Annotated in this window: 16 protein-coding genes; 9 read left to right on the top strand and 7 right to left on the bottom strand. The window is 69.7% G+C overall.

The features are described 5' to 3' along the window. Positions 1 to 36: 36 nt before the first annotated feature. Positions 37 to 1,686, bottom strand: coding sequence for a flavin-containing monooxygenase (locus C6V83_RS11875; RefSeq protein WP_105942569.1), 1,650 nt, complete (start codon positions 1,684 to 1,686; stop codon positions 37 to 39). Between the two features lie 123 nt (positions 1,687 to 1,809). Between C6V83_RS11875 and C6V83_RS11870 the strand changes: the two genes are divergently transcribed. Then, positions 1,810 to 2,871, top strand: coding sequence for a PQQ-dependent sugar dehydrogenase (locus C6V83_RS11870; protein ID WP_105942568.1), 1,062 nt, complete (start codon positions 1,810 to 1,812; stop codon positions 2,869 to 2,871). Between the two features lie 23 nt (positions 2,872 to 2,894). Here the strand turns inward: C6V83_RS11870 and C6V83_RS11865 are convergent, their stop codons facing one another. Then, entirely contained in the window at positions 2,895 to 3,896 is a 1,002-nt protein-coding gene (locus C6V83_RS11865) for a MerR family transcriptional regulator (protein WP_105942567.1), read from the bottom strand. Further along, positions 3,890 to 4,564, bottom strand: a complete 675-nt coding sequence (locus C6V83_RS11860) for a HEAT repeat domain-containing protein (protein WP_105942566.1) — start codon at positions 4,562 to 4,564, stop codon at positions 3,890 to 3,892. Before C6V83_RS11860 ends, C6V83_RS11865 begins: the two co-directional genes overlap by 7 nt. Positions 4,565 to 4,654: 90 nt before the next feature. Here C6V83_RS11860 and thiD point away from each other — a divergent pair, with 90 nt between their 5' ends. After that, entirely contained in the window at positions 4,655 to 5,476 is an 822-nt protein-coding gene (gene thiD / locus C6V83_RS11855; protein ID WP_105942565.1) for a bifunctional hydroxymethylpyrimidine kinase/phosphomethylpyrimidine kinase, read from the top strand. An 11-nt stretch (positions 5,477 to 5,487) separates the two neighbouring features. On the opposite strand, the gene C6V83_RS18745 is transcribed toward thiD, so the two are convergent. Then, entirely contained in the window at positions 5,488 to 6,591 is a 1,104-nt protein-coding gene (locus C6V83_RS18745; protein ID WP_159067509.1) for a DUF488 family protein, N3 subclade, read from the bottom strand. A gap of 33 nt (positions 6,592 to 6,624) precedes the next feature. Here C6V83_RS18745 and C6V83_RS11845 point away from each other — a divergent pair, with 33 nt between their 5' ends. From C6V83_RS11845 to C6V83_RS11825, 5 genes are all read left to right on the top strand, one after another. Beyond that, on the top strand, positions 6,625 to 8,217 hold the full coding sequence (locus tag C6V83_RS11845) for an ATP-dependent DNA ligase (protein WP_234353702.1): 1,593 nt from the start codon (positions 6,625 to 6,627) through the stop codon (positions 8,215 to 8,217). An 11-nt stretch (positions 8,218 to 8,228) separates the two neighbouring features. Beyond that, positions 8,229 to 8,780 (top strand): M15 family metallopeptidase, encoded by a 552-nt coding sequence (locus C6V83_RS11840; RefSeq protein ID WP_234353995.1) that lies wholly within the window; start codon positions 8,229 to 8,231, stop codon positions 8,778 to 8,780. Between the two features lie 57 nt (positions 8,781 to 8,837). Beyond that, positions 8,838 to 9,530 (top strand): hypothetical protein, encoded by a 693-nt coding sequence (locus C6V83_RS11835; RefSeq protein ID WP_199832504.1) that lies wholly within the window; start codon positions 8,838 to 8,840, stop codon positions 9,528 to 9,530. Between the two features lie 16 nt (positions 9,531 to 9,546). Further along, positions 9,547 to 10,551: a glutathione S-transferase family protein gene (locus C6V83_RS11830; RefSeq protein WP_105942562.1), complete on the top strand. Its 1,005-nt coding sequence runs from the start codon at positions 9,547 to 9,549 to the stop codon at positions 10,549 to 10,551. Positions 10,552 to 10,638: 87 nt separating this feature from the next. Next, positions 10,639 to 12,039 (top strand): MFS transporter, encoded by a 1,401-nt coding sequence (locus C6V83_RS11825; RefSeq protein ID WP_105942561.1) that lies wholly within the window; start codon positions 10,639 to 10,641, stop codon positions 12,037 to 12,039. On the opposite strand, the gene C6V83_RS18365 is transcribed toward C6V83_RS11825, so the two are convergent. Further along, positions 11,922 to 12,593 carry a hypothetical protein gene (locus tag C6V83_RS18365; protein ID WP_159067508.1) on the bottom strand — a complete coding sequence of 224 codons (672 nt, stop codon included), beginning with the start codon at positions 12,591 to 12,593 and terminating at the stop codon, positions 11,922 to 11,924. The genes C6V83_RS11825 and C6V83_RS18365 overlap by 118 nt on opposite strands. A 104-nt stretch (positions 12,594 to 12,697) precedes the next feature. Between C6V83_RS18365 and C6V83_RS11820 the strand changes: the two genes are divergently transcribed. Continuing rightward, positions 12,698 to 15,103: a Tex family protein gene (locus tag C6V83_RS11820; RefSeq protein WP_105942560.1), complete on the top strand. Its 2,406-nt coding sequence runs from the start codon at positions 12,698 to 12,700 to the stop codon at positions 15,101 to 15,103. 37 nt (positions 15,104 to 15,140) lie between these two features. Continuing rightward, positions 15,141 to 15,506: a VOC family protein gene (locus C6V83_RS11815; RefSeq protein WP_105942559.1), complete on the top strand. Its 366-nt coding sequence runs from the start codon at positions 15,141 to 15,143 to the stop codon at positions 15,504 to 15,506. A gap of 57 nt (positions 15,507 to 15,563) precedes the next feature. On the opposite strand, the gene C6V83_RS11810 is transcribed toward C6V83_RS11815, so the two are convergent. Together C6V83_RS11810 and C6V83_RS11805 are read right to left on the bottom strand one after the other, a co-directional pair. Continuing rightward, the gene (locus tag C6V83_RS11810; protein WP_105942558.1) at positions 15,564 to 15,860 is read right to left on the bottom strand and encodes a DUF503 domain-containing protein; all 297 of its coding nucleotides are present in this window, start codon (positions 15,858 to 15,860) and stop codon (positions 15,564 to 15,566) included. A 13-nt stretch (positions 15,861 to 15,873) separates the two neighbouring features. Further along, entirely contained in the window at positions 15,874 to 17,121 is a 1,248-nt protein-coding gene (locus C6V83_RS11805; RefSeq protein WP_105942557.1) for a polysaccharide pyruvyl transferase family protein, read from the bottom strand. Positions 17,122 to 17,126 lie beyond the last annotated feature (5 nt).

The following is a 17,126-nucleotide window of genomic DNA, read 5'->3' as shown; positions in this document are numbered from 1 at the left end:
TGAGTCTCGCTGGGGTTCGTCTGAGGGCGGGTGCGCTCAGTTGAAGATGAAACGCGGGTACCCCGCCGCGGCCTCTTTTGCACATTCCTCCCGGTAGGCGCCGACCCCGCCGATGTACGAGAGCACCCGGCCCGTCGGTTTGCCCGGCACGTTGGCGCCGTTGTACCAGGAGTTGGTCTTCGAAACGAGAGTCTCATCGGCCACCTGGTCGTGGTGGTCGACCCAGCTCTGTTCGCCTTCGGCCGTCGGCTCCACGACGGTCGTCCCGGTGTCCGCCATGTGCTTGACGATGCCCGTGATCCACTCGGTCTGCTGCTGCAGGCAAGTCGTCATGTTGCACAGGGCCGCAGACGGCGCGAGCGGGATGCCGGTGTTCAGGAGGTTGGGGTATCCCTCGATCATCAGACCCATGGTGCTGCGGATCTCTTCGCTCCATTCGTCGGAGAGCGAGCGACCGTCCCGGCCGCGGATGTCGATCCTCGTCAGCGAGCCCGTCCCGGCGTCGAAACCCGTGGCCATGACGATGACGTCGACCTCGTGGACGGTGCCGTCCTCCTGCTCGATCCCCTCGGGAACGATGCGAGCGATCGAGTTGTCGCGGACGCCGACCGCTTCGACGTTGTCCCGGTGATAAGCCTCGTAGTATCCGCGCTCCAAGGGAACCCGGTGCGTGCCGAAGCCGTACTCGCCGGGCTTGGGAACGAGCAACTCGATGAGATCGGGATCGCTCAGTCGGGCTTCGATCTTTCCGCGCACGAACTGCGAGATCTCATCGCTGACCTCTTGCTCGTAGAACATCTCCGAGAACGACGCCAGCCAGAGCTTGAGCGAGCCGTCCTGCCAGATCTCTTCGAGGATCTCGTGGCGCCGTTCCGGGGTGAGCTCACTCCAGACGTGGTCGAAGTCGTACTCGAAGCCGCTGAAGGTGTGCGGAAGGACCGACCGGAGCTCTTCGAAACGGCCGTGGTACCAGGCGTGCTCCTCCGGACCGTAGTCGGGATTCTTCATCGGCACCGTGTACTGGGGCTTACGGATGAAGACCTTCATGTGGCCGACCTCGGGGGCGATCGTCTGGATCACCTGGATACCGGTCGCGCCGGTCCCGATCACGCCGACGCGCTTGCCCGCGAAGTCGACGCCGTCCTTCGGCCAGCGTGACGTGTGGACGATCTGGCCCCGGAAGGAGCTCTGCCCTTCGAACACGTCGGTCAGCGGCGCCGACAGCATGCCCGCACAGGTCACCAGCAGGCGCGTGTCGATCACTTCTCCGGTGTCGGTGGTGACCGTCCATCGTCCCGAGTCCTCGTCGAAGACGGCGGATTCGACCCGAGTTCCGAAAGTGAAGTCCTTGCGGAGGTCGAGCCGGTCGGTGACGTACTGCAGCCATCGCTCGATCTCCGGCTGGCCCGGAAAGCGCTGGCTCCAGGTCCACCCCTTGTAGAGCTCCTCGTCGAAGAGGTACTGGTAGATGTAGCTTTCGGAGTCGAAGCGGGCGCCGGGATACCGGTTCCAGTACCAGGTCCCGCCGACATCGTCGGCAGCGTCGTATCCGCCGACGTTCAAGCCGAGTTCGCGGAGCTGATAGACCTGGTAGAGGCCGGCGACGCCGGCGCCGATCACCAGTGCGTCGAGGGTGCGTGTTGCTTCGCCTGCCGAGGTGGCCGGGGCGGTGTCGGTGACGGTCATGAAAGAACCCTTCTTGTTGTGTGGATCACAATCAGGAAGTGTTGTGGTCTACGACATCGATGACCGTCCCAGATTGGGACAGTCTGTGCGCGGCGCGATGAAGCGCCGCCGGGGAGGAGTGCGATGCCTCGTCGAACGGCTGTGGCGGTGGCCGGGGCGATCCTGGCAGCAGCACTGGTGGCTTGCGGGACCGATTCCGGCGACGGACCCCGGGCTTCGGTTCCGGTGCGATCGGGAGAGTCGGCGTACGACGTCGTCGCCTCCGGTCTGGACGCGCCGTGGTCGATCGTGTTTCACCGGTCCATTCCACTGGTGAGCGAGCGAGACTCCGGGCGGATCGTGGAGATCGACTCCGAAGGGCGGCAGCGCGAGATCGCACGGATCGGAGAAGTCCGGGCGATCGGTGAAGGCGGTCTACTCGGACTCGCAGTCCGCGGTGACCACCTGTACGCGTACTACACCTCCGACGAGGACAACCGGATCGACCGGTTCCGCATCGACGGTGCGCCCGGTGCTCTGAGCCTGGGCTCCCCGGAGCGCGTGCTGGACGGCATTCCGGCGGCGACCAATCACAACGGCGGGCGCATCGCGTTCGGGCCCGATGGGATGCTGTACGTCACCACCGGTGATGCGGGGCAGCCGTCGACGTCGCAGGACCGGGATTCGCTCGGCGGGAAGATTCTGCGAATGACGCCGGAAGGTGAAGTGCCACAAGACAACCCGTTCGGAGACTCCTATGTGTACAGCTACGGGCATCGCAACGCTCAGGGCCTCACATGGGCGCCGGACGGCACCATGTTCGCCTCCGAGTTCGGGCAGAACACCTGGGACGAGCTCAATGTGATCCGGCCCGGAGGCAACTACGGCTGGCCGACGGTCGAGGGGATCGGACGACGGCCCGGCTACATCGATCCGGTGCAGCAGTGGGCGACGCGAGACGCCAGTCCGAGCGGGATCACGGTGCACGACGGCGAGGTGGTGATCGCGAACCTGCGCGGGGAGCGGCTGCGCCGGGTGCCGCCGGCCGATCCGGCGACGTCCACCGAGTCGCTGACCGGCCGGGCCGGGCGCCTGCGGGATGCTGTGGTCGCGCCGGACGGATCGCTGTGGGTGCTGACCAACAACACCGACGGGCGAGGCAGCCCGGCGCCGGACGACGATCGGATCCTGCGGGTCGGGGACTGACCGGCGCGACGACGACGGGCTTGCTATTCGCCGAGCAGTCGCACGAGGTAGGTCGCCGAGCGCGCCACATTCGGATCGTCGTCGTCGCACAGCCGCTCCAGCGCGGCCGTCGCGGCCGGGCAGCGCAGCTCGGCCAGTGCCTGGGTGAGCCGGAGCCGGGCCTGCGCATCGTTCTGTGTGTCGAGAAGGCCGACGATCGAGCCCGCGATCCGGTCGGCAGCGGCGGTGGCGCGAGCCAGCGCCCCGAGCGCCTCGGCCGCGTCGACGTCGTGCTCGCCGGCGGTGATCATCGCGACGAGGATCGGCTCGGCATCGGCGATGCCGCGCGGCGCGGTCGCGAGCGCCGCGCGCTGCGCGACGCCGAGATCGGCATGCGCCAGCGCCGCCCGCAGGATCGCCGTGGCCCGCGGCGAGTCCATCCGGGCGAGCGCCGCCACCGCCCGGGCGCGGACCGCGGCGTCGTCGGAGTCGAGGGCAGCGGAGAGCTCGTCGAGGCCGCGGTCGCCCGCCCGTCGCAGCGCCCAGGCCAGCGTGCCCGCAGCGTTCGGCTCCGCCTCGTCGAGCAGAGCTCCGGCGAGGTGGCGCGCCAGGTGGGCGGCGTCGTCGTCGTTCATCGCCAGCGCGCTCCGCTGCCGGGAGTCCGGTCGGTCGGAGGTGATTCCCCGGATCAGCGGAACCAGCCGGAGCAGTTGCGACCAGTCCGCGGGTCCGCTGGCCTGCGCGTCGAGCAGGCGGCTCAGGAGGCGCTCCTCGTCGGCGATCCGCTGCCGCGTTCGCTCGACGAGGTCCGTCAGCAGCCCGGAGGGGGAGAACGACGGCTCCTCGAGTGCCTCGCCGATCTCGGCGAGGGACAGCCCCAGGGTGCGCAGACTCTCCACCTGGACGAGTCGTTCGAGGTCGGCCCCGGAGTACTCGCGGTAGCCGCTCGGCGTCCGTTGGGACGGCACCACGAGGCCGATCCGGTCGTAGTGGCGCAGCATCCGGGCGCTGATGCCGGACTGCCGCGCCACGTCGCCGATCAGCACTCGACCTCCCCGCTCTGCGGGCGGCCCAGCGCGTGCACCCGGCGGGCCTCTTCCACCGCCGCGCCGACGTCGGCGTCCGGGTCGTCGATCAGGCGGCGAGTGGCGGTCGCGTGGGCCCGGACGTCGGGGTCCGGATGGGTCGACGCAGCGGCGATCGCCTCCTCCGCCGCACCGCCGAGGGCCGCGAGCGCGCGGCTCAGGCTGCGCTGCAGATCCCGCTCGCCGCGACCGAGGCGGGTGGCGAGGACATCGACGAGCGCGCGCCTCTCGCTCTCGGGAACCAGCACGACTGCGGCTCGCCATGCGGCGCCGGCTACTTCCTCGTCCGGATCGAGAAGCAGGTCCCGGGTGATCGCCGACCAACCGCGTGGATCGCCGATCTTCGACAAGGTGTGGAGCGCTTGGCTCCGTCCCCGGCCGGTGCGATCGCGCGCCTCGTGCAGCAGCAGCGGGACGGTGACCTCGTCGGGATGCCGGGTGAGCGCCCAGGTCAGCATGTCCCGGACGAAGAAGTCCGGCTCCACCGCGCTCCGCTCGATCAGTATCCGTACGAGGGCCTGGTCGGGGGTCGATCCGGCGGCCATCGCTGCGCGCAGCCGAACCGACGAGTCGTCGGCGCGCAGCGCCCGGGTGATCGTCGATGCGGGGCGGTGAGTCGTCGTGTCCATGAGTGCCTCCTTGCGTTGTCGCACTCTGAGTGAAGAGCTTGTCACGATGTGAGGGTCAAGTGCGGTCCGAACGCCGGTACGCTGAGGACCGTGGTTGATCTCGCGTATGTCATCGCCGGTTCCGAAGCGACCGGCGGGGCCGGTCTGCAAGCCGACCTGAAGACCTTCCAGGAATTGGGCGTGTACGGCGTCGGCACCGTCACCTGCATCGTGTCGTTCGACCCGGCCAACGCGTGGGCCCACCGGTTCGTTCCGGTGGACCCACAGGTGATCGCCGATCAGATCGAAGCGGCCACCGCCGCGCATCCGCTGGACGTGGTCAAGATCGGCATGCTCGGCACGCCGGCCACCATCGACGTGGTCGCCCAGGCGCTCGGCCGGCAGCAGTGGCGGCACGTGGTCCTGGATCCCGTCCTGATCTGCAAGGGGCAGGAGCCCGGCGCGGCCCTGGACACCGACACCGCACTGCGGGAGAAGGTGCTGCCCCTGGCCACTGTGGTGACCCCCAATCTCTTCGAGGCCTCCGTCCTCGCCGGCCTGGACTCGATCGCGTCGGAGGCGGACCTGATCGAGGCCGCCCGCCGGATCCACGCGCTCGGCCCCCAGTACGTGGTGGTCAAGGGCGGCGTGGAACTGCCGGGGGACGAGGCGATCGACGTGCTGTACGACGGCGAGCAGGCCACCGTGTTCAAGGCTGCCAAGGTCGGCGACGAACGCGTCTCCGGCGCGGGCTGCACCCTGGCCGCGGCGATCACCGCCGAGCTGGCCAAGGGCGCCGGCATCGAGGACGCCGTCGAGTTCGCGAAGGAGTTCGTCACCGCGGGGATCGAAGGCCGGCTCGCCGCGAACACCCCGTTCGACTCGGTCTGGCAGGGCGCGTACGTCGAGCAGCTCGCCCTCGACGAAGGTTAGGCTGCGGCCGCTCAGGAGGAGAGGATGCGGCGGAGCACCTCGGCCTCGCTGATCGCCGGCTGCTTGGTCGCGGTCAGCAACGTCAGGGGTCCCTGCGCGGCGAGTGCACGCAGGTGCGCCAGCGCCGCTCGTTGCTCGTCGCCGGTCTCGAGCTCGGCGCGGTATTTCGCGGCGAATTCGTCGAATCTGGCCGGATCGTGTCCGTACCACTGCCGTAGGCCCGTGGACGGCGCGACAGTCTTGCACCACTCGGTCAGATGTGCGCGCTCTTTGCTCACACCGCGGGCCCACAGCCGGTCGACCAGCACGCGGGCCCCGTCGTCGGGTTCGGGATCGTCGTAGATCCGTCGTACGCGGACGCCGGGGCGGTCGTGGCCTCCGGCCGCGTGGTCCTTGGCACGGTTCAGCACATCGTCCAGCATGCCCGGCGTGAGCCGCCCGGTGAACGTATTGTGCTGACTCACGTGGAAACAGCCGATCAGCAGCAGAGTCCGGCCGTTCGGATGGCGCACCGTCGCCTCGGCGCCGTGCCCGAATTTGGGCCGCGGCTTCGGCACCGTCCAGCCGGAGTCGGTCATCACCGCCAGCAGCGCTTGCCATCCGAAGGCGCCCAGCACCACCACGGAACGGAGCGTCGGCGCCAGCAACTCCACTTCGCGGGCGAGATACGGCGAACAGGTACGCCGCTCCTGCGGCGTCGGCTTGTTCTCCGGCGGCGCGCAGTGCACGGGCGACGAGATCCGTGTTCGGTACAGTTCGAGGCCGTCGTCGATCGACCAGGCCTCGCCCTGGCTGGCGAGCCCGACGCGGTACAGCGCCGCGAACAGGAAGTCCCCGCTGCGATCGCCGGTGAACATCCGCCCGGTCCGGTTGGCGCCGTTGGCGGCAGGTGCGAGACCGACGACGAGGATCGCCGCATCGTCCGGGCCGAACCCGGGAACCGCTCTGCCCCAATAGGTCTGGTCGGCGAAGGCGGCTCGTTTGGTCCGGGCGACCTTTTCTCGCCAGGCCACCAGTCGCGGACAGGCGTAACAGGTGGTCACCAACGCGTCGAGTTCGGCCACGGTGCGCATCGACCGGGCGCGTGCCGGCGCGGTGGTGCCTCGCGAAGCCATTCCCTCACCGTAGTCGCGCCCTACACTCGACACGTGGACAGCGAGGATCCGGCCGGCACCCCGCTCGCCGACATCGTCGATGCGGCGGGCCGGGCGGCCGCGACGCGCTCACGTAACGCCAAGACCGCCGCATTCGCCGAGGTGTTGGGCCGACTCCGGCCCGACGAGGCCCCGGCCGCTGTGGGGCTGCTGCTCGGCAGGCCCGTGCAGGGGCGTCTCGGCGTCGGCTGGCGGACGCTCCGGCGGGGGCTGCCGGCGGCCGCCGAGACGGGGACGCTGTCGATCGGCGACGTCGACCGCGCCTTCGGCGACCTGGCCGACGCGCACGGGCCGGGCTCGGCCGCCCGACGGTCAGCGGCGCTGACCGGTCTGCTCGCCGCGGCGACGCGGGTAGAGCAGGACTTCCTGATCCGGGTGATGACCGGGGAGGTCAGGACCGGGGCGCTCAGCGGCATCGTCACCGATGCGGTCGCGACGGCGGTGCGACTGCCGAAGGAGACGGTGCGCCGGGCGGCGATGCTGTCGGGCGATCTGGGCGCGACGGCGGCCGCGGCCCTGCGCGGCGACGACCTCGAGCGGATCGATCTGACCCCCGGCGTCGCGGTGCAGCCGATGCTTGCGGCCTCGGCGCCGGATGTGGCCGAGGCGGTCTCGGTGACCGGTCCGGCGTCAGTCGAGTACAAACTCGACGGCGCCCGGCTGCAAGTGCACCGGGTGGGCGGCCGAGTCCGGGCCTACACCAGGAGCCTGGCCGAGGTGACCGAGCGGGTCCCCGAGATCGTCGAACTCGTGAGGGCACTCCCCGGCGGCGACCTGGTGCTCGACGGCGAGACGCTGACGCTCGACGAGGACGGCCGGGCCCGTCCGTTCCAGGACACGATGAGCCGGTTCGGCGGTGCCGCGACGGAGGGCGAGCTGCCTGTCGAGCTCTCGGTCAGCTTCTTCGATCTCCTCTACGGCGACGGCCGCAGCCTGATCGACGAGCCGCTGCGGGTTCGGCGCCGTCTCCTGCGTGCGATGGTCGGCGGGTCCCTGATCGCGGGCGTCGAGACCGCGCCCGGCGACCCCGATCCGGCCGCCGCGGCCCAGGCGGTGCTCGACGAGGCGCTCGCCGCCGGGCACGAGGGCGTGGTGGTCAAATCACTTGCCGCCCCGTACGCCGCCGGGCGGCGCGGCGCGCACTGGGTCAAGGTGAAGCCGGTCTTTACCTTCGACCTGGTGGTGCTCGCCGTCGAACGAGGTTCCGGCCGGCGTTCGGGGTGGCTGTCGAATCTGCACCTGGGTGCGCGGGATCCGGAGGGACGGTTCGGCGATCCGGGCGGGTTCGTGATGGTCGGCAAGACGTTCAAGGGCTTGACCGACGAGCTACTGCGCTGGCAGACCGAGTACTTCCCGACGATCGCCGAGGGCGACGACGGATACGTGCTCGCGCTCGAGCCGACGACCGTCGTGGAGATCGCGATCGACGGCGTGCAGCGGTCGAGCAGGTATCCGGGCGGCATCGCCCTGCGGTTCGCGCGCGTCAAGCGCTACCGGATCGGCGACGACGCCAAGCCCCCGAGCGAAGCCGACACTGTCGCCGATCTGCTGCGCAACGCGCCGGGCCCGGCCGGGCTGGCACAATGAGCCGCGTGAACATCCACTCGGCCCGGCCCCGACGACGACTTCTCCGGCTGCTGTCCCTCGGCGCCGCAGGCGCGGTGGCGGCCGGGCTCGCCGCTGCGCCGGCGAGTGCCGACCCGGTGCAGGCCGCTCCCGCCTCGACCCAGCGCGCGCAGCTCCTGGGCATTCCGCTGGCGGCGGGCACTGCGGGTCTGGCGACCGACCTCGCGGTGGCCTACACGCTCGCCGAGCGCGACGCCCGCGCGGCCGGGGTGCCGCTGCGGATCAACTCGGGCAAGCGCAGCCGTGCCGAGCAAGCAGTGCTCTGGCGTGAGGGCCTGCGCATCTACGGAAGTCCCGGCGCGGCGCGCCGGTGGGTCCTGCCGCCGACCGAGTCGACGCACGTCACCGGGGAGGCGATCGACGTCGCACCGCGTGCCGGCGCGGCCTGGCTGCAGCGGCACGGGTACCGCTGGGGTCTGTGCCGCACGTTCGACAACGAGTGGTGGCATTTCGAGCGGCAGACCCTGCCGGGGACCCCGTGTCCACCGCGATGGGCGGACGCCTCGGTCCGGCCCCGCCGGTGATCAGGGACTTTTCCGTGATGGTTCGCCAATCGCCCACATATGCGCAAGGATGTACCGGTGCCTGAATACCTCACTTACGAAGAATTCGGCCGCAACTTCTTCGAGATCGCGGTGACCGAAGCGCGTATCGGTGCCGCTTTCGCGGCGATCGCGGGAGAAGAGTTCCAGGTCGGACCGCTGCCGGCCGGTCCCGGCGGGATGGTCAAGGTGGTGGCGGATGTGAAGATCGCCGAACCGGAGATCTCCCGCGAAGTCGGCGAGCTGATCACGTTCACCGTGCGGCTGCCGCTGGCCATCGGCCTGCTGATCGACCTCAAACTCGATCGTCTGCAGTACGACGTCGACGGTCTCATCACACTGCCGCTGACGGTGCGCTGCGCCGAGCCGCTCGAGCTCCGCATCGAGGTGGATCCGCCGGCGCCGCGCGACGTGTTCGTCGACGTGGCCTCGCGCAACATGCGCGGCGAGATCATCCGCAACCTCGCGCAGGTCGACTCGGAGATCCGCCGGGTGATCGCCAAGACCGTCGCCGAGGAGATCGACAAGCCCGAGGTCCGCAAGGCGCGCTACATCGACGTCGCCGCGGAACTGGCCCGCGCGCTGGAAGGCCCGATTGAGGAGGAGGCCGAGGCGATCGCCGACGTCTCCGGCGATCTCGAGGAGGCCATCGCCGAGGTCTCCGCCGAAGACACGGAGGGCTTCGTCGACGGAACGCTTTCCGGCGACGCCTCCGCCGCCGCACGGAAGTAGTCACTACCCTGGAGTCATGGCGACTCCGGACGATTCCCAGACCAGCGAGCAGGGCGCCTACGTCCTGGCCGACCAGCCGTACGAGCGCGACACCCGCTACATCGAGACGCGGATCACCCGCGACGGCCGCGACGGCTACCCGGTGGAGCCCGGGCGCTACCGCCTGGTGGTCTCGTACGCGTGTCCGTGGGCCAACCGCGCGATCATCGTGCGCCGCCTGCTCGGTCTCGAGCGAGTGATCTCGATGGGCGTCTGCGGGCCGACCCACGACAAACGATCGTGGACCTTCGACCTCGATCCCGGCGGCGTGGATCCGGTTCTGGGCATCCCGCGCCTGCAGGACGCGTACTTCACGCGGATCCCCGGCTACGAGAAGGGCATCACGGTGCCTGCCGTCGTCGACGTGCGCAGCGGCGGCGTGGTGACCAACGACTTCCCGCAGATCACGCTGGACTTCGAGACGGAGTGGGTGGACTATCACCGTCCGGGCGCACCCCGGCTGTACCCGGAGGACCTGCGCGAAGAGATCGACGCGGTCAACGCCGTGGTCTACCGGGACGTGAACAACGGCGTGTACCGGTGCGGCTTCGCCGGATCGCAGGAGGCCTACGACGCCGCCTACGACCAGCTGTTCGCCCGGCTGGACTGGCTGTCCGAGCGCCTGGCCGATCAGCGCTATTTGGTGGGGGACACGCTCACCGAGGCCGACATCCGGCTGTTCACCACCCTGGCCCGATTCGATGCCGTCTATCACGGGCACTTCAAGTGCAACCGGTCCAAGCTCTCCGAGATGCCGGTGCTCTGGGCGTACGCGCGTGATCTCTATCAGACCCCCGGGTTCGGGGACAGCACGAACTTCGACCACATCAAGCGGCACTACTACGAGGTCCACCGCGACATCAATCCGTCCGGGATCGTGCCGAAGGGCCCCGAGCTGGACGGCTGGAACACCCCGCACGGCCGGGAAGCGCTCGGCGGTCACCCGTTCGGCGACGGTGAGCCGCCCGCGCCGCTGCACTGAACCTTCCGCGCTACCGGCGGCGCCGCCGGAATACCCGGAGCGTCCTCGTCGTTGTACTACTTCGGGTAGCAGAGGAGGTCGGCGACGGTGGGATCGGTGCGCAGTCAGACGTTCGCTGCGCTGTCGGTACCCAATTTCCGGATCTACGCCTCCGGAGCCCTGATCTCCAACATCGGCACCTGGATTCAGCGGGTGGCCCAAGACTGGCTGGTGCTGCAGCTCTCCGGCGGTTCGGCGATGGCCGTGGGAATCACCACTGCATTGCAGTTCCTTCCCGCACTGGTGCTTTCGCCGGTCGGAGGACTGCTGGCCGACCGATTCGACAAGCGCAAGCTGCTCATCGTCACGCAGTCGTGGATGGCGCTGTCCGCGCTTCTTCTCGGCGTCCTCGCCGTCACGGGGACGGCCGCCACGATCCACGTCTACGCGTTCGCGTTCCTCTTCGGGATCGGCGCCGCGCTCGACGCGCCCGCACGACAGTCCTTCGTCTCCGAGGTGGCCGGCGCCGATCATCTGACCAACGCGATCGGGCTCAACAGTTCGTCGTTCAACGCGGCGCGCCTGATCGGGCCCGGGATCGCTGGACTCATCATGGCGTGGGCGGGCCCCGGCTGGGCGATCCTCACCAATGCGGTGAGCTACCTGGCCTTCCTCCTGGCACTCGTCGCACTCGACCGGCGCAAACTCGCCCGATCGGTGCCGTTGCCGCGCGCGAGAGGTCAACTGCGCGAGGGTTTCTGGTACGTCTTCCGGCGGACAGACCTGATGATCGCGCTCGGGGTGGCGTTCGCCGTCGGCACGTTCGGGATGAACTTCCAGATGACGAACGCACTCATGGTGCAAGGCGAGTTCCGGCTCGGTGCGGCGGCGTACGGGCTGCTCGGGTCCATCATGGGAGTCGGCACCCTGCTGGGCGCACTCCTCGCCGCCCGCCGGAGCCGGGCGCCGAGCCTGCGCTTCCTCGTGTCGACGGCCATCCTGGTCGGCGTGCTGATCGCGGTGTCCGGGCTGGCGCCGAACTATGTCTGGTACGCGATCAGCTTGCCTGTGGTGGGACTGTCGGTGCTGCTCACCCTGACCGCGGCCAACATGTACATCCAGACCAGTGTCGACCCGCAGGTGCGCGGTCGCGTGATGGCGCTCTACATGACGGTCCTGATGGGCGGCACACCGCTCGGTGCGCCGCTGCTGGGCTGCTTCGCCGAACTGTACGGGCCGCGCGCCTCATTGATCGGCGGGGGAGTGCTTCAGGTGGTCACCATCGGCCTCGTGCTGCTGCTCGCGCTGCGTCGTCGTGCGGCGGAGGGCTCGGACGCCCAGGCGGAATACGACGACGCTCCGCGCGAGATCGAGGAGCCGGTCCGTACCGCTCAGCCGGTGGGAGTCCAGCCGGTGAGCAGGGCGAGGAGTGAGCCGCCGAGCACCACCACGGCCGCCGCCAACGACCACGCCGTCACCAGCACCACCAGCCAGAGCGTCTTGAGGTAGACGGGGGTGAACGCCGCCAGCAGCGGATGCCGCTTCGGGTCGGGCACGACGCGGGAGGTGAACGACGCGACCAACCGGGACATCTGCCAGAGACTGCGCGGCTTCCACACCTTGTCCGGACCGGATGCGATCGCGATCACGTCGGTCAGCTCGGTGCCTGCGCGGACGTCGCCGACGTAGTCTCTGGTCTGCTCGGCGAGGACGCCGGGGCGTTCGATCGCCCGGGTCAGCGGGGCCAGGCGCCGGTGCACCACAAACGGGAGCGTCACCGCGGGCAGACACAGCAGTACCACCACCATCACACCGATCGGGATCCGCCATTGATCGGCATGCCTCCAGATCAGGACTCCGACGACCATCGCCACCAGCCCGACCAGGGCCGCCAGGGTCGCGAGGGTAAAGATCACCAGCCGCAGACCGCGGCCGGTGATCGACAGGGCACGCGCGACGCGCCGCGCGTGCGGAGCATCGTCGAGAGTACGAGCGTGAGAGCGTGCGACGACAGGAGCTCGCGCGGTCGTGTCCTCGGGGCGGGCGCGCGGAGAATCGACCATGGCTCCACTGTAACCGGGCGCAGAAGCTGCCGGGACCGGCGCAGACGCGGCCGGCGGCGGCCCGCTGGTGCATCCCGCGCCGCGCGCCCGGTAGCCTTTCGCGCGTGCCCGGAACTGATGCAACGCCCGTGAACCCGCTGCCGCTCAAGTCGGTCAACGCCCGGATCGCCGAGGAACTCGGCGTCGCCGAGGGGCGGGTCGCCGCCGCAGTGACCATGCTCGATGAGGGTTCGACGGTGCCCTTCATCGCCCGGTACCGCAAGGAGGCGACCGGCAGTCTCGACGACGCGCAGCTGCGCCTTCTCGAAGACCGGCTCACCTATCTCCGTGAGCTCGACGAACGCCGTGCCGCGGTGATCGCCTCGATCGATGAGCAGGGCAAGCTGACCGATCAGCTGCGTGCCGCGCTGCTGGCCGCCGACACCAAGGCGCGGGTCGAAGACATCTACTTGCCGTACAAGAAGAAGCGCCGCACCAAGGCTCAGATCGCGCGCGAAGCCGGCCTGGAGCCGCTCGCCGAGGCGCTGCTCGCCGACCCGGCGCTGGTTCCGGAAGACGCGGCGTCGTCGTACGTCGGCGAACAGGTCCCCGATGCCGCGGCCGCTCTGGACGGCGCCCGCCACATCCTGATCGAGAAGGCATCCGAGGATGCCGAACTGGTCGGTGCCGTCCGCGAGAAGTTCTGGGCCGCAGGACGTCTCGGTACCGAAGTCAAATCCGAGCAGATCGCCGCGACGCCGGCCGCACAGAAGTTCCGCGACTACTTCGACTTCAGCGAGTCGCTGGAGACCATGCCGAGCCATCGGGTGCTCGCGGTGCTGCGCGGCGAGAAGGAAGGCGCACTGGCGCTCTCCTTCGACGGCGGAGAGGACGAGGACTACATCGCACTGGTCGCTCAGAGCCTCGGCATCGATCGCTCGGCGGACGGGCCCGCCACCGACTGGCTCGCCGCCACCGCGCGCTGGGCCTGGCGCACCAAGCTGCTGATCTCGGCGACCATCGAGGCGCGCCTGAAGCTGCGCAGCCGGGCCGAGGAGCAGGCTGTCGCCGTGTTCGCGACCAATCTGAAGGATCTGCTGCTGGCGGCGCCGGCGGGCACGCGCCCGACTCTCGGTCTGGACCCGGGATTCCGGACCGGGGTCAAGGTGGCGGTGGTCGACGGCACCGGCAAGGTCCTCGACACCTGTGCGATCTACCCGCATCAGCCTGCCAACAAGTGGGATCAGGCCAAAGCAGTCCTGGCCTCGCTCGTCGCGAAGCACGACGTCGAACTGGTCGCGATCGGCAACGGCACCGCCTCGCGCGAGACCGACGCCCTGGCCTCGGAGCTGATCGCCGATCTGCGCAAGGCCGGGCGGCCCGGGCCGGCGAAGGCAGTGGTGAGCGAGGCGGGCGCGTCGGTGTACTCGGCGTCGGAGTACGCCTCGCAGGAGCTGCCCGACATGGACGTGTCGCTGCGTGGCGCGGTGTCGATCGCGCGCCGCCTGCAGGATCCGCTGGCCGAGCTGGTCAAGATCGATCCCAAGTCGATCGGGGTGGGCCAGTACCAGCACGACGTCACGCCGGGCACCCTCGCCAAGAGCCTGGACGCGGTAGTGGAGGACGCGGTGAACGCGGTCGGCGTCGACCTGAACACCGCCTCGGTGCCGCTGCTGTCGCGGGTGTCGGGGGTGACGCCGACGCTGGCCCAGGCCATCGTGACGCATCGCGACGGCGTCGGCGCCTTCCCCAGCCGCAAAGCCCTGCTCGACGTCCCGCGCTTGGGGCCCAAGGCATTCGAACAGTGCGCGGGCTTCCTCCGGATCCGCGACGGCGAGGATCCGCTCGACGCCTCGGGTGTGCATCCGGAGGCCTATCCCGTGGTCCGCAAGATCCTGGACCGGACCGGCCTCGCGCTGGGGGAGTTGATCGGCGACACCCGGACCCTGCGCACGCTGAAGCCCGCAGACTTCGCCGACGAACGCTTCGGCGTGCCGACGGTCACCGACATTCTGGCCGAGCTGGAGAAGCCTGGCCGCGATCCGCGTCCGGCGTTCGCCACCGCCACCTTCGCGCGCGGCGTGGAGAAGGTCGGGGACCTGAAACCCGGCATGGTGCTGGAAGGCGTCGTGACCAATGTGGCGGCTTTCGGGGCGTTCGTCGACGTCGGCGTGCACCAGGACGGACTGGTGCACGTCTCGGCGATGAGCGACAAATTCGTCTCCGATCCGCACGAGGTGGTCCGCTCCGGGCAGGTGGTGAAGGTCAAGGTGATGGAGGTCGACGTCGACCGCCAGCGCATCGGGCTCTCGCTGCGGCTGAACGACGAGCCCGGCACCGAGCGCAAGGGCGGCCGCGGCCGGCCGCGCGGCGATCAGCGTGATGATCAGCGCGGGGGTCGTGGCCGCGGTGGGCGAAATCAGCGCGGCAACGATCAGGGCGGCGGCCGGCGCGGAGGCGGTCAGCGGCAGGAGCGGCCGGCCACCGGCTCGATGGCGGACGCGCTGAGGAACGCGGGATTCGGCCGATGAACCGGTGGGCGCACAGATGTTCGAGTAATATGCGTGTATGTCTACTACTGCATTGAAGCTCGCGATGGTCACCGTCGACACCGACGACGCACTCGGCCTCAGCAACTGGTGGCGGGACGCGTTCGACGCCACCGTGCTCGAGGAGAACGAAGGCTGGTTCGTCGTCCTCTCGCTCGGCGAGGGTTCGCCGCTGCTGGCCTTCCAGAAGGTCGACGACCCGACTCCCGGCAAGAACCGGATCCACCTGGACGTGGTCGCGGAGGATCGCGCGGCGACGGTGCAGAAGCTGGTCGATGCCGGAGCGACCCTGATCGCCGAACGGGAGATGCCGGGCATGAGCTGGGTGACCCTCGCCGATCCGGCGGGCAACCAGTTCTGCGTGGCCGCCGCCGCCGATCACTGACACCGCCTCCGACGTCCGGTGTCTGGGCAGGTACGGTGACTGGGCGGCGTACGGCGGCTACAGGTCCTCGGACGAGGTGTACCGCGCGCGGGCCGACAGCAGTTGCATCTCCGGCCGGGACGCCGCGAGACGTTCGACGGCGTCGAGCACGTCCACCGTGTGCGAACGGTCCGCGCTCACGACGGCGACGCCGATCCCGGTGCGCCGGTGCAGATCCCGGTGTTCTACTTCAGCGACCGAGACGTCGAACCGGCGCCGGACCTCGGCGATCAGCGGGCGAACCAGTGAGCGCTTCTGCTTGAGCGAGTGCACGTCACCGAGGAGAAAATCGAGTTCCAGAGTTCCTATCCACATACGGCGAGCAACCCTAGCGCAGGTTCACCCCGGACGGATAGAGGTCCTTGGCCAGATTATGCTTGCGCTCCGTCGCGGCACCGGCGGCCAGTGGTGCGAAGCCCCCGCCGGTGGGGCGGTCCGGCACCGTCTGGCCGTCGGTCAGCAACGTCCAGCGGCTGCCCGCCGAGATCAGCGACGCGTGCTTGGTGTCGTAGTAGTCCGGCTTGGGCACCACCGCGACTCCTGAGTCGCCGGCCGCCGCGGCCAGCAGGTGCGGATGGAACCGGGTCGAGAGCCACACGCCGCCGCGCCCGGTCGGCAGGCCGTCGCGCCAGACGTCCGCGAACGTGAGACGCCGGGCGCCGCTCAGGCGATCACCCATCAGATCGGGCACTGCCATGTCTTTTCCCGGAATCGCCTCGACCACGGTGACCCGGTGTCCGGGCACCTCCCACGCGTCGAGGGTGTCGGTCAGCAGTGCCGCTAGGGCCTGAGCGCCGCGCAGGTCCCCGCGGCGGAAGTCCTCGGTGAGGTCGCTCTGCGCACACAGGATCACTTCGCCGGAGGGGTTCACCGCGGACTCGGGCGCCTGGATGCGCGGCGAGAGCCAGGCGTCGTCGCCGTTCTGCACCGCCCCCGGCGCGCCCGCGATCAGATCGAACGACGGCCGGTCGCGGACGTCGAACACGTCGAACTGCGCGGCGTCGGAGATCAGCCGCTCGCGGGCCGCGCCCTCCACCGGAGGCATCAGGCCCTGTCCGGTGGCGACGGCGCGGGCGCCCGTCACGCGGGAGACCTCGGCGATCGCCGCGATCAATCCGACGTGCTCGGGCCAGATGTCGTTGACGTAGCCGCCGCCCACCAGGTGAATCGTCTTGGCGCGCAGTAGCAATTCGACGCCGGCGCTGGACAGGGGCGCGGGTCCGAATCGGCTGGCCGCCGCGGCGACCCACTCCCACGGGCATTCCGGATCGACCTCGGGGTTGTCCGGTCCGGAGTGCGCGTACCGAGTCAGCTCCCACAGGGTGTCGACGAAGATCGCTCGCGGGTTCGCTTGGCGCAGAATCAGGTTCGCATTGCCTGCGCGACCGCAGTCGACCACGACGGTGGCCAGTGGCCGATGCCGGGCGAAGTACCGAAGCCATGCTTCGGTGATCAGTTCGTCGCCGTAGTTCGGGTACCCGGCCGGGCCGACGAGGTAGATGAGATCGTGGAACTCGAACGCTCGCCGCGCCTTCCGGCGCAGGGCAGAGAGACCCGAATGGGGGTTTCTGGTCACTGTCG

The sequence above is a fragment of the Gordonia iterans genome, assembly GCF_002993285.1.
Classification (GTDB): Bacteria; Actinomycetota; Actinomycetes; order Mycobacteriales; family Mycobacteriaceae; genus Gordonia; species Gordonia iterans.
The sequence above is the reverse complement of the archived record's forward strand: the minus strand, read 5'-3'. Positions and strand labels throughout refer to the sequence as shown.